Origin of the sequence: Flavobacterium palustre (assembly GCF_014639535.1) — a bacterium.
Taxonomy (GTDB): domain Bacteria; phylum Bacteroidota; class Bacteroidia; order Flavobacteriales; family Flavobacteriaceae; genus Flavobacterium; species Flavobacterium palustre.
In genome coordinates, this window is sequence record NZ_BMGA01000001.1 from 370913 (window position 1) to 383220 (window position 12308).

10 protein-coding genes and 1 tRNA gene are annotated in these 12308 nt (G+C 35.0%); 5 read left to right on the forward strand and 6 right to left on the reverse strand.

Annotated elements, in window-relative coordinates; genetic code table 11:
• Nucleotides 1–19 precede the first annotated feature (19 nt).
• The 4 genes from IEV84_RS01605 to IEV84_RS01620 all read left to right on the forward strand — a co-directional run bounded on the left by IEV84_RS01605 (nucleotide 20) and on the right by IEV84_RS01620 (nucleotide 5879).
• The gene (locus IEV84_RS01605; RefSeq protein ID WP_188491766.1) at nucleotides 20–1417 is read left to right on the forward strand and encodes a DUF4960 domain-containing protein; all 1398 of its coding nucleotides are present in this window, start codon (nucleotides 20–22) and stop codon (nucleotides 1415–1417) included.
• Between the two features lie 19 nt (nucleotides 1418–1436).
• Nucleotides 1437–2993 carry a glycoside hydrolase family 32 protein gene (locus IEV84_RS01610; protein WP_188491768.1) on the forward strand — a complete coding sequence of 519 codons (1557 nt, stop codon included), beginning with the start codon at nucleotides 1437–1439 and terminating at the stop codon, nucleotides 2991–2993.
• A 19-nt stretch (nucleotides 2994–3012) separates the two neighbouring features.
• Nucleotides 3013–3918, forward strand: a complete 906-nt coding sequence (locus IEV84_RS01615; RefSeq protein WP_188491770.1) for a carbohydrate kinase family protein — start codon at nucleotides 3013–3015, stop codon at nucleotides 3916–3918.
• A 326-nt stretch (nucleotides 3919–4244) separates the two neighbouring features.
• Complete coding sequence (locus tag IEV84_RS01620) at nucleotides 4245–5879, forward strand: glycoside hydrolase family 32 protein (RefSeq protein WP_188491772.1); 1635 nt, start codon at nucleotides 4245–4247, stop codon at nucleotides 5877–5879.
• A 132-nt stretch (nucleotides 5880–6011) separates the two neighbouring features.
• On the opposite strand, the gene IEV84_RS01625 is transcribed toward IEV84_RS01620, so the two are convergent.
• The 6 genes from IEV84_RS01625 to IEV84_RS01650 form a co-directional block, all read right to left on the reverse strand.
• A tRNA-Ser gene (locus tag IEV84_RS01625) sits at nucleotides 6012–6098 on the reverse strand.
• 57 nt (nucleotides 6099–6155) lie between these two features.
• Nucleotides 6156–7184, reverse strand: a complete 1029-nt coding sequence (locus IEV84_RS01630) for an asparaginase (protein ID WP_188491774.1) — start codon at nucleotides 7182–7184, stop codon at nucleotides 6156–6158.
• Nucleotides 7168–8310, reverse strand: coding sequence for a 1-acyl-sn-glycerol-3-phosphate acyltransferase (locus tag IEV84_RS01635; protein WP_188491776.1), 1143 nt, complete (start codon nucleotides 8308–8310; stop codon nucleotides 7168–7170). Before IEV84_RS01635 ends, IEV84_RS01630 begins: the two co-directional genes overlap by 17 nt.
• A gap of 61 nt (nucleotides 8311–8371) precedes the next feature.
• Nucleotides 8372–9151 carry a TatD family hydrolase gene (locus IEV84_RS01640; protein ID WP_188491778.1) on the reverse strand — a complete coding sequence of 260 codons (780 nt, stop codon included), beginning with the start codon at nucleotides 9149–9151 and terminating at the stop codon, nucleotides 8372–8374.
• A 464-nt stretch (nucleotides 9152–9615) separates the two neighbouring features.
• Nucleotides 9616–10338: a tetratricopeptide repeat protein gene (locus IEV84_RS01645; protein WP_188491780.1), complete on the reverse strand. Its 723-nt coding sequence runs from the start codon at nucleotides 10336–10338 to the stop codon at nucleotides 9616–9618.
• 5 nt (nucleotides 10339–10343) lie between these two features.
• Nucleotides 10344–10925, reverse strand: coding sequence for an RNA polymerase sigma factor (locus IEV84_RS01650; protein WP_188491782.1), 582 nt, complete (start codon nucleotides 10923–10925; stop codon nucleotides 10344–10346).
• Nucleotides 10926–11210: 285 nt separating this feature from the next.
• On the opposite strand from IEV84_RS01650, the gene IEV84_RS01655 reads away from it, so the two are divergent.
• Nucleotides 11211–12185: a hypothetical protein gene (locus tag IEV84_RS01655; RefSeq protein ID WP_188491784.1), complete on the forward strand. Its 975-nt coding sequence runs from the start codon at nucleotides 11211–11213 to the stop codon at nucleotides 12183–12185.
• The last annotated feature ends 123 nt before the right edge of the window (nucleotides 12186–12308 follow it).

Genomic DNA, 12308 nt, shown 5'->3' on the forward strand with positions numbered 1-12308 from the left:
TCTATTTACGAAAACCAACATGAAAAATTTTATATATAAAAACTGGACAAAATGGTCTTTGATACTGGCATTGATTTTTATGGTTTCTGCTTGCGAAGACAACTTCGACAATAATGGTCTTGATGTCGATTCTCCTTCAAATGTAACATCATTTGAGATAAATGGAGTTACTGCAACTATCGATCAAAAAACAGCAACAATTGCAGTAACATTGCCTTATGGCACCGATATTACTGCTGTAAATCCTGAAATTATTTTGCAGGAAGGAGCAACATCAAATTTGAATTTGAATACAGCTATCAACTTTACAAACCCGGTAAAATTTAGAGTTATCAACGGTAATTTATACAAAGATTACACGGTAAATGTTACGGTTTTAAGTCCGATAAAAAGCTTTAAAATCAATAATGTAGCAGCAACCATCAACGATGTCAGTAAAACGATTACGATGACATTGCCTGAGAATACTAATCTTACTGGATTGCAGCCTGTTATCGAATTAACACAAGGAGTTTCTATTTCGCCAGCATCAGGAACTACAATTGATTTTTCTAATACAGTAACTTTTGTAATTACTGCCAACGGAAAATCAGTAAACTATACTGCCAATGTTGGAGTTCCTAATAGTGGTTTGACTGTAGCCTTTTTAGGAACTGCTGCAACAAGAGCAGCAATTACTAATATGGACGAAATTACCGCTGTCAACTGGTTGTTTGATAATTTTACAGGAGCCAGATACATCTCTTTTGACAGTGTTTTAAATGGTGCTGATTTAAGCAATGTAGATGTCATTTGGTGGCATTTTGATTCGGCTACTAATTTACCTGCTGTGGCATATAATCCGGCAGTGACTACAGCTCTTAAAAACTTTAGAACAAATGGAGGAAACTTATTGCTGACTTCTTTTGCTTCGCAATATGTGGATGCTCTAGGAATTGTTCCTTCCGGAAAAGGACCAAATAATGTTTTTGGAGACTTTTTGCCAGCAGGATGGGTTGATGGAAATTCATGGGGAATGTCGTTTAGAGGTCATGAATCACATCCTATTTTTAATGGTCTTACCACTTATGAAACAGGAAAAGCCTACTTACTTCAAAGCGGAACTTATAGATTAAACCATACTGCCTGGTGGTTTGTACCGGAATGGGGCGGATATGTAAATGGAGCTGGATGGAGAGATCAAACAGCTGGGACAAACTTAGCCAGTGAAGGTTGGGATGATAATTTAGACGGTCGTGTAACTATTGCAGAATGGCCAAATAACAATGCCAATAAAAATGCAATTGTGATTTCGATGGGAGCTTATGATTGGTATAATGAAGATAATAGCAACGGAGTTCCTAGTCAGGCCAATGAATTCATTGGTAATATCAAACTTTTGACACAAAACAGCATCAATTATTTAGCTGGAAATTAACCATATTAAAATCAACAAAATGAACTATAGAAATATAATAACAATGGCTTCCATTTTCTTATCAGTTGTCTCCTGTAGTCAGGATGATACTTATATTGGAGGTTCAATTTCGGGTGGAGAATCAGAAATAGCCAATATTTTCCCGGTACCGCCATCATTATGGATAGCCGGAGAAAGTGAACCCTATTACAGTGCAGGTTATACCGGAGATATTATGCCCTTTTTCGATAATGGAAAATTTCATATTTACTTTCTTCATGATGCACAAAATAAACCGGCAGGAAAAGGATTTCATGATATTCATGAATTTCAAAGTACTGATTTGGCTCATTTCAGTTACGAAGGACAAGTCATTCCTTATGGAACAACTACCGAAGCTGATTTTGGAGTAGGTACAGGTTCTGTTGTTAAAATTGGTAATCTTTACTACTTTTATTACACAGGTCACAATGGAATCGCTGCTTTTTTACAATCAAACCCCAGAGAAAGTGTATTGTGTGCCACAAGTCCGGATTTAAAAAATTGGACAAAAATACCTTCATTTAAAATTACAGCACCTGCTGGATATTATAATTTTGATTTTAGAGATCCACATGTTTTTTACAACGAGGATTTAAATAAATATTCAATGTTAGTAAGTACACAAACCGAACCGGGCAGAAAAGCGGTTTTGTTACATTTTACCAGCGCTGATCCTGCTTCTGGAAACTGGGAAGTTCAGGCACCTATTTATACCACCACTCCACAGGAAAATTATTTAATGATGGAATGTGCTGATATTTTTAAAATGGGTAATTATTGGTATTTGATGTTTTCTGAAAATTGGAGTGCTAACAAAGGAACACATTATAAAATAGCAACTTCTATCAACGGACCTTGGACAACACCGCAAAATGACAGAATCGATGGAGAATATTTTTATGCTGGAAAAACAGCTTCGGATGGAAACAAAAGATATGTTTTTGGTTGGAACGCCAGAAAAACTCCGGAAACTGATTTAGGCAATAAAGATTGGGCCGGAAATATGGTAATCCATGAATTAACACAAAATTCAGATGGAACTTTAGGAACTCAGACACCACAGGCAGTAAAAAGTTTGTTTTCTAAAAATAGTACTATTGAAGTCGATGCTACTGTAGGTAATGTTACTGCAAATAATGGTAATTACAGTTTGAGTAGTACCACTAATAAAGCAATGGTTACTTTCAAACCTATTGGTAAAAGAGCCAAAATAAATGCGGAGCTTACTTTGACCAATACAAGTGGTAGTACCGGATTTGTTTTTCATACTAATAATACGGGAAGTTATTATAAAATTGTTTTAGATGCTACAAAAAATGCTATTATAGGATACAATTCAGCTTCACAAGAAACAACCAAAATACCATTTGGATTGCAGGCAAATACAAAATACAATGTGGAAATAATTACCGAAGGAAGCGTAGTTGTCCTTTATATTAATGGAAAAGCAGCTTTGACTAATCGTGTTTACGGAAGAGATAAGTATAAATGGGGAGTTATTACTGAAGGACAAAACGCTACTGTTAGCAATCTTCAGCTTTCACAAGCTGAATAACATTAAAAAAGGATAAAGTATGAATAACGGAAAAAAACTTAAGGCGGTTGCTTATGGAGAAGTGCTTTGGGATGTTTTTGGCAACGAAAAAAAGATCGGCGGAGCACCACTGAATGTAGCTTTACGCATGAAAACATTAGGTTGTGAAGCAGGAATGATTAGCTGCGTAGGAAATGATGAGGACGGAGAAGCTATAATTAATCATGTTAAAAGTTTAGGACTTGAAACAGCTGCTATCATTAAATCGGAAGATTTTCCAACAGGATTGGTGAATGTAACTTTAAATGAGCGAGGTTCGGCTAGCTATGAAATTGCTTATCCATCGGCTTGGGATAAAATTATATTGAATGATGTTGCTAAAAATTTAGTTTCAGAAGCTGATGTATTAATTTACGGCAGTTTGATTTGCAGAGATCAGGTATCAAGACAAGCACTTGAAGAATTACTACTAATGGATGTTTACAAAGTATTTGATGTTAATTTGCGAAAGCCGCATTACAACTATGAAATTCTGGAGCAATTAATGAATTCAGCTAATTTCATTAAGTTCAATGATGAGGAGCTGTTAGAAATAGCCACAGCCATGCATTCTCCTTTTGAAACTCTTGAAGAAAATATGCTTTTTTTCGCTAAAAAAACCTCAGCAACAGCTATCTGTGTGACCAAAGGAAAACATGGCGCTTTACTGCTTTGGGAAGGACAACTTTACAAAAACGAAGGTTATCCGGTTATGGTTTCAGACACTGTTGGAGCTGGAGATTCTTTTTTAGCCGCTTTAATTACATCCTTGTTAACTGGAAAAGCACCTCAAGAATCTATTGATTTTGCCTGTGCCATTGGAGCCTTAGTAGCTCAGGCGTCAGGAGCCAATCCAGACATTTCACTTTCAGCTATTGATAATTTAATGGCTAAAGTAAACGTGTAATTTATAATTCAAAAGTCTGCAAATGTTTGCAGGCTTTTGTTTTTTGTTAGTACTATCTCGTTTGTTGAATACTTTGAACCTCATTCAACTCCATCCATAATTAAATAAGTTATGAATGGTGTACTATTTAATTTCTAAAACAAAACTTATTTTTTTTTAGAATTCCTTAAGGAATATAAAGATGATTTTATATGTGTCGTATTTATAAAAAGTAACCGTTTTTAAAATACGATAAGAACATATTATTACCTCTTAAAACAGTTGTTTTTTCAAAAATGACTGCGTTTATAATTATTTAACCAAGTAACCAAAAACCATTATTTATTATGAAAATTATTTATTTATTTCAAAAAGCCCTTTGCTTAGGATTCTTCATTTTTTTATTGAACGGATGTAGTTCTGAAGCTTTAAAAGATTCTTCAGTAACATCAGATGTAGCATTATTAACAACATCCTCACTTTCATGTAACGCTCAGGCAGAACAAACAGACTATAGTATCTATAGAATGACAGCAGATGGAAGCCGCATTGGAGATGTTATGCCTTATTATGATGCTACCAGCAATTCTTTTTATGTTTATTATTTGAAAGACATCTGGAATGACTCGACAAATAAAAGACATCCTTGGTATGGCTTTAAAACAACTGATTTTTATTCTTATTCAGAACTTTCAGCTGGCGAAATTTTGAGTTGCAATACAAACATCTGTACACAAGATTTTGCTTTAGGCACAGGTAATATTATTAAGAACGGAAGTAATTATTATGCTTTTTACACGGGACACAACCCAAATTATCCATCTTCTTGTGTGACTAAAAAAGAAGGAATTATGTTAGCCACCTCAACGAGTCTTAATACGAACTTTACTCCTAACACTTCTTTTGCAACCATATACCCTCCTACAGGACAAGGATTTGACGAGAATGATAATTTTAGAGATCCGTATGTCTTTTGGGACGCTAATTCTTCTCAATATATTATGCTTGTCTCTGCACGAAAAAATGTTAGTGGAACATGGAAAGGCGTTATTGTAAAATATACTTCTACTAACCTAATCAATTGGACCTATCAAGGAGTACTTTATGATGGTGGCTCACAAAATTTCTTTATGATGGAAACCCCAGAAATATTTAACATTGGAAGTACTTATTACTTACTATTCTCTGACATAAACAGTAAATTTCTATATTACAGAAAAAGCAGCTCCATAAATGGTCCATGGAGCATGCCTTCTGGATCTGATCGTTTTGATGGTACCGGATTTTATGCAGCTAAAACGGCAACTAATGGAACAGACAGATATATTTTTGCCTGGACTAATATTTTGACAGGCAATACCGATTCAGGCACTTGGGCATGGGGAGGCAATCTTGCTGTGCATAAATTGTATCAAAAAGCTAATGGAGATCTTGCAGTTGCTATTCCACATACTTTAAAAAACAAGATGGAAACTACAAATTATACTCCGGTTCAAAATAGTCAATGGGGAAATATAACTTCATTATCGGGCGGATTGTCTTATCAGTTAAGCAGTACATCAAATTTTGATGTTGCAAACATAATTTATGACCCTATAAATTTGGCACAGTATAAAATAAGTGCGAGTGTATCTTTTAGCAGTTGCAACAAAGATTTCGGTTTTATGATTGGAGCATGTGACGGTTATGAAAATTTCTATAGCCTCAGGTTTGTACCTTCGCAAAATAGATTTAGCCTTGACAAAACTGTTCGTTCTCAATTAAATACAAGCACTGTAGCCTATAATGATGTTCCATACACTTTTAGCCCTAACATACTATATGACATTCAGATAGTGATAGAAAATTCTATCCTTACTGTATATATTAATAATGAAGTTGCCCTTAGCAGCAGGGTGTATAAAGCATCAAATACCAGCTGGGGTATCTTTACCGATAATAGCACAGCTTCTTTTTACGATATTAAAGTGACGAAACCTTGATGAGATTTTGAATTCTTAACATCATTTCCTGAGTTCTCACTCCTTTAAAAAAGAATTTAGTTTTTTTAATTAATTGCATAAAAAAAACCTCGAAAACCATAGTGTTTTCGAGGTTTTTTGCTTTTTATCTAGCAGAGAGAAAGGGATTCGAACCCTCGATACAGTTACCCATATACTAGCTTTCCAGGCTAGCTCCTTCAACCACTCGGACACCTCTCTATTTCGGATTGCAAATAACATTAAAAAATCTGAATTAGAAAAGCCAAATTGCATTTTTTATGACATTTCTCCTCTTAAAGGAGTTTCAAATACTGTTTGAAAGTCTTTGGCTGGAATATTTTGCCCTAACAAATACATTAATTTGGTAATCGCAGCCTCGGTAGTACAGTCTTTTCCTGAAATCACTCCTATTTGTTTTAATGCAGAACTTACTTCATACTGTCCCATATTGACACTTCCACTGGTGCATTGGGTTACATTGACAATATGCAAACCTTTGGCAATAGCCTTTTCTATTAAATGTAAGAACCATTCTTCTGTTGGTGCATTTCCGGAACCATAAGTTTCCAGAACAATTCCTTTTAGATTTGGAATAGCAAGCAGGGCGGCAAAAACCGTTTCCCCTATGCCCGGAAACATTTTTATGATAATCACATTTGTATCTAAAGCAGCATGAACCTTCAATTCTTTGGCACTTTCTTTAGCCAAAAACAATTCGGTTTTAAAATGCAAATTCACACCTGATTCTACCAAAGCAGGATAATTGGGCGAGGCAAAAGCGTTAAAATGCTCCGAATTAATCTTAGTTGTTCGATTACCACGATACAATTTGTATTCAAAATAAAGGCAAACTTCGGTAATTACAGGCTTGTTATTTTCCTGCAAAGAGGCTATTTGAATTGCCGTTATGAGATTTTCCTTGGCATCAGTGCGTAAATCACCAATAGGTAGTTGCGAACCCGTTAAAATAACCGGTTTGGACAAATTTTCGAGCATAAAACTCAAAGCAGAAGCCGTATACGACATGGTATCTGAACCATGAAGCACCACAAAACCATCAAATCCGGAATAATTAGCTGTAATTATTTCAACAATTTCAGCCCATTTTTCGGGTTTCATATTAGAAGAATCAATTGGATTCTGAAACGAAATGGTTTCTATATCACAATCCAATTGTTTCAACTCAGGAATTCTTTGTAATAATTTACTAAAGTTGAAAACCCTCAGTGCTCCGGTTGTAAAATCCTTGCGCATTCCAATGGTTCCCCCAGTGTAAATTAAAAGAATTTTAGTCCTTGAGTTCATGGGTATATTTCAATTTATTGACCACCGGATTAGCATACATGGCTAATATTCCCTGGAAGGCAATAGGATTTGAAGCATCAATTCGTTTTTCTAATCTACGAACAAAAACAGCCTTTTCATCCTCAGTATATTGATTCGAATATTTATCAGTATTATTCAAAATATCGTAAGCAATATAATTCGTTGGCCACAATTTATAGCTGGTCAAAATCGAATCGTCAATGGCTTGTGCCAAAGCCTGAATCTGTTTATTCACATTGTCGTTTTCGGCAACAATAGCATCAATTTCTGTATCTAGAACTTTTCCGATATGGATAAAAATACGTTTTTTAGGACCTAAAGCACCGCTTAAAATGGTCATAAAATCCTCATTCTCCTGTTTTACATATACTTCATTATTTGCTTCAGCCAGTAATTGAGGCATTTTTAAAGCATCGGTAGGATCATATTCATAGGAAATGGAAACCGGAACAATCTTCAGTTTTTTGAAATAATCCATCAGATTCGCTTCATCAGAAGCCATTCCTATCATTTTTAAAACGCCCGGATTAGTAGCATCATTTCCGTCTTTTGTTCGTCCTTCGCGTTGTGCAATCCAAACCGAGCGGTTTTCGTGCTGCAACAACTGACTGATATACTCTGATAATGTTTTAGAACTTTGCAGCATCTCTCTAGGACCTAAACCTCGTTGTACCAGGAAATTTCGGTTCAACTTAGCCAAAACATTCAAGAAAGGCTGTTTGACCAAATTATCTCCAATTGCCGAAGCCGTCATCACCAAATCATGTTCAAATAAAATAGCATTTAACAAAGTGGTATCTAAAAGAATATCGCGATGATTAGAAATAAACAAATACGGAGTATTAGGCTCTAAGTGTTCAAAACCCGAAGTCGACAAACCTTCGGAACTTTTTTCTAATACTTTTTGAACTGATTGGTAAATAAAATTACACTGAAAATCACGAATAGAATGCGTTTTCAATAATTGTTCTTTCCAAACTTCATCATCAACATCAGGGAAAGAAAAATTCATCAACGACTTCAACATAGGATGATGAAGTACTTTTCTTATCGCTTTATTTATTTCGGTATCATAATAGGGCCGAATCTCGTCAAACTTTTGCATTTATGGTATTATTAGAAAAACAAATGAACAAAAAAAATATTAAATTTTAGCGAATTCTATTTTAAATCCCAAAAATTGCTTTCGAATTATCAGTAGTAATTCTGGCGATTTCACCTGCAGAAATACCGTAAATATTTGATAACTTATCAATTACATTTACCAGATAACTACTTTCATTTCTTTTGCCCCTAAAAGGAACCGGAGCCAAATAAGGCGCATCGGTTTCTAAAACAATATATTTGATATCAATTTGATTCAAAAACTGATCGATTTTACCATTTTTAAAAGTAACTACTCCGCCAATTCCTAATTTCATATTATAAGACAAAGCCTGTAAAGCCTGCTCATAAGTCCCCGAAAAACAATGAAAAATTCCAAATAAATCAGCCGATTTTTCTTCTTCTAAAACTTCAAAAACTTCATTAAAAGCTTCACGACAATGAATCACAATAGGTAATTTATATTCTTTTGCCAGTTGGATTTGTCTTTTAAAAGCCAATTGCTGTTCTTTCAAATGGGTTTTGTCCCAGTATAAATCGACTCCAATTTCGCCAATAGCATAGAATTTTCTCTTTTTCAGTTCTTCTTCTACATGCGTTAATTCGTCCAGATAATTGTCTTTTATATGAGTAGGATGCACACCTGTCATCAAAAAAATATGCTCTGGATATTTGGCTTCCAAATCATACATAGCTTCGGTATAAGCCGAATCGATAGCAGGAATAAAAAAACGAGTGACGCCAGCCGCTAAAGCACGCTGCATCATTTCGTCCCTGTCCTGATCAAATTCTTCGCTGTATAAATGGGTGTGGGTATCGGTAATTATGGGTTTTGTTTCCAAGTGGTTTTCTTTAGGACGCAAAATTAAGTTATTACACAAAGATTCGCAAAGACAACACAAAGTAGCGCAAAGAAATAATAAAGTGATTTAAACTTTTTACTAAACGTATCCTCTATAAAATAACACGTCCCATAGGGACGAACTGTTTATAGAAAACAAATTATTTACAAAAAAAGCTCCGTTAGGAGCGAACTGTATAATTAACAGACCGCTCCTAACGGAGCTAATATCCGGGGAACACATAAATTTCTAGAAACAGGATGCTCCTCTGGAGCATTATCAAAAAAGTTTAAATAAGTTCAATACAATTTTCGCAAATCTTCGCAAATCTTTGCAAACCATATCTTTAATCTAACTCTGACAACAACATCACATAAGATTTACAAATAAAAAAAGCCACACAAAAACAATAAATCTTTGTGTGGCTTCGTGAAAAATCTTTGTGAATCTTTGTGATATAACCCTTAATCCAGCTTATCCAACAACTCATGAACCTTATCATAATGTTCATAATCCGACGGAATCGTCAACAGGATTTCTTTGCAGGATTGATAGTCTTTCTGTTTTAATTTAGCCAAAGCCAAAGCATAAATCGCTTTATTTTTATAAATAGAATTACCTGATTTGATTTCGTTAAACACCGTTTCCGCTTTTTGAATCTGATTATCTTCTAATAAAGAAACACCATAAAAATATTGAATTTCTGCCGATTTATTTTCTTTTAAAACAGTTTCGAAAAACGGAATCGCGGCTTTGTAATCCTTAGCATTAAAAGCGGTTTCAGCTTGTTTTAAATTTTCGGATACAGTTCCTCTTTCGGTTAAATAAGCATTTTCGTATTGATTGTATTCTTCAAAACCAGGTTTGGAAGGATTAAACAAAAACAGTCCCAGCAAAAGCACCACCGAAGCGGCAATCATGTACATCCACGGTTTTATTGAAATCACCTTGGTTTTTTCGGGTTCAAAATGTTCTTTCGAAATCGTTTTTAGATTTGCTGTAAAAGCATCTCTGTCGGCTGCAAAATCAAATTTGGTTTCCAACTGGATTTGGACTTCCTTGAAAGTTTCAAATTCAGATGCCAATTCGTGGTTTTCTGAAAGCTTTTTTTCAAAATCCAATCGGGCTTCGTCTGTCAATTCGCCTTGAAGGTATTGGTCGAACAGGATATATTTTTCTTCTTTCATGGCTACTATTTTTTTAATGATTTAAAACTACTGTGTTCCTGAATCCATTGCGTTAATTGTCCTGTACACAAAGATTTTTTCTTTCGAACATAACCATAGGTTACATTGAGTTTTTCGGCTACTTCTTCCATCGATTTTAAAGTAAAACTCCACTTTAAAACTTCCTGACATTTTTCGCCTAATCTTTGAAACATCGCATCAAAAAGCTGTTGTTTCTCTTCAAATACTTCTGTTTGCGACACCATCTCGGCTGTGGGTTCATTAGTAGATGTAAAATCATCGGAAATTGTTACCGCTTTATTCGAAGTTTTTTTGAGTTCGTTGAGCCATTTTCTTTTGCATAACAAAAAAAAATAAGCATCAAATGGACAAGTCAATTGTAATTGCTTGGCTTTTGCCTGATTGAACAGTAAAATCATAATTTCCTGTACCACATCCTGCGCCTGATCTTCATCGCCTGAATTGTTCCTGATATAAGAAACCACCTTGGGAACAAACTTCTTATAAATAGATCGAATTATCGCCGAATCATTATTAGCCAATCCTTCAATTAAATACTGATCAGGATGTACAGTGTTTTTTGCCATGGAAAACTTTTTTTCGAAAATACTAAAAAATGGGGTAACATTTTAAAACCGGATTGATATACAACTGTAAACGTTCTTTAACATTTGAAAAAATAAAGCTGTTTGAAAAAAATCTGAAAATAATTCAGATTAAAGGGTAACAATTCAAAACACATCTTGATATACTCATATAAAACAAGAACAAAAAAATATTTTGAAAAACAAGGGTAACAATTTAAAACCCGAATTGATATAACAGTATAAACAACGAAAATCATTTTAAACAATAATTAAAATCAAGAAATCATGAGAACAAATTTTAAAACCATCGGACTTTTATTTTTAGCAGCAATTTCATTGGTAAGCTGCGAAAACGAGAACAACGAAAACACGCCGGCAACAGCGGCAGAATTTGCAGATGTAAGACAAGCTGCCTTAGACAAAATCACTCAGGAATTTACCATTAAAGCCGAAGATGGTGCCACAACCTTAACTTCTGAAAACGGTGTAAAAATTACCATCAACGGAAACTGCTTAACCAAAGACGGAAACCCTGTAACCGGCGACGTAAAAATTGAATATGTAGAACTTTTTGACAAAGGAAACATGTTAGTAACTAACAAGCCTACAATGGGAATTATGGGAGATGGAAATAGAAATTTATTAATCTCAGGAGGCGAATTCTTTATCAAAGCCACTCAAAACGGCAAAGAATTAGCAACAACTTGTAATATTACTTTACTTGTTCCGGGATCACTTACAGACGGCGTTGACAATGCTATGACCTTATGGAAAGGAATTATTGATGACGAAGGAAACTTAGCCTGGGAAGATGCCCGTAAAGCCGATGGTACAAACGGTGGAAAAGGCGGTGTACAAGCCGAAGGAAACAATTATTATGTAAGTTTTGGAAACTTTGGATGGACTAATGTGGATAAATTCTACAGCGACCCAAGACCTAAAACTACTATCCTTGTTGAAGCTCCGGAAGGATATGACAATAACAACTGTGCCATCTACCTGTCTTATGATGGCGAAGGAACAAATGCACTTGCTAAATTGGACACTTACACCGCCGAAGGATTATTTAGCGAACACTACGGTCAAATTCCGGTGGGTCTTGCTTGCCACATTATCTTTGCAACCGAAGACAATGGAAACTGGAGATACGCCATAAAAGGAGTGACTATTCAGGCCAATGATGTATATACTTTTACAATGGCTGAAACCACCGTAGGAACCGAAGCCCAATTAATTGCCGCAATCAATGCGATCCAATAAAGATTCCCAAATTTAAATTCTGAAAAAAGTGGTGATTTGCTCATCACTTTTTTCTATTTTTAAAAGTTTTTTAACCTTAACCAATTAAGAATTAGTAGCTATCCCTATAAACCAAAAACTGAC

Bases quoted from the DNA above. Each gene is read 5' to 3' on its own strand.
- IEV84_RS01605 (WP_188491766.1), top strand. From the start codon at position 20: ATGAAAAATTTTATATATAAAAACTGGACAAAATGGTCTTTGATACTG.
- IEV84_RS01610 (WP_188491768.1), top strand. From the start codon at position 1,437: ATGAACTATAGAAATATAATAACAATGGCTTCCATTTTCTTATCAGTT.
- IEV84_RS01615 (WP_188491770.1), top strand. From the start codon at position 3,013: ATGAATAACGGAAAAAAACTTAAGGCGGTTGCTTATGGAGAAGTGCTT.
- IEV84_RS01620 (WP_188491772.1), top strand. From the start codon at position 4,245: ATGAAAATTATTTATTTATTTCAAAAAGCCCTTTGCTTAGGATTCTTC.
- IEV84_RS01630 (WP_188491774.1), bottom strand. From the start codon at position 7,184: ATGAACTCAAGGACTAAAATTCTTTTAATTTACACTGGGGGAACCATT.
- IEV84_RS01635 (WP_188491776.1), bottom strand. From the start codon at position 8,310: ATGCAAAAGTTTGACGAGATTCGGCCCTATTATGATACCGAAATAAAT.
- IEV84_RS01645 (WP_188491780.1), bottom strand. From the start codon at position 10,338: ATGAAAGAAGAAAAATATATCCTGTTCGACCAATACCTTCAAGGCGAA.
- IEV84_RS01650 (WP_188491782.1), bottom strand. From the start codon at position 10,925: ATGGCAAAAAACACTGTACATCCTGATCAGTATTTAATTGAAGGATTG.
- IEV84_RS01655 (WP_188491784.1), top strand. From the start codon at position 11,211: ATGAGAACAAATTTTAAAACCATCGGACTTTTATTTTTAGCAGCAATT.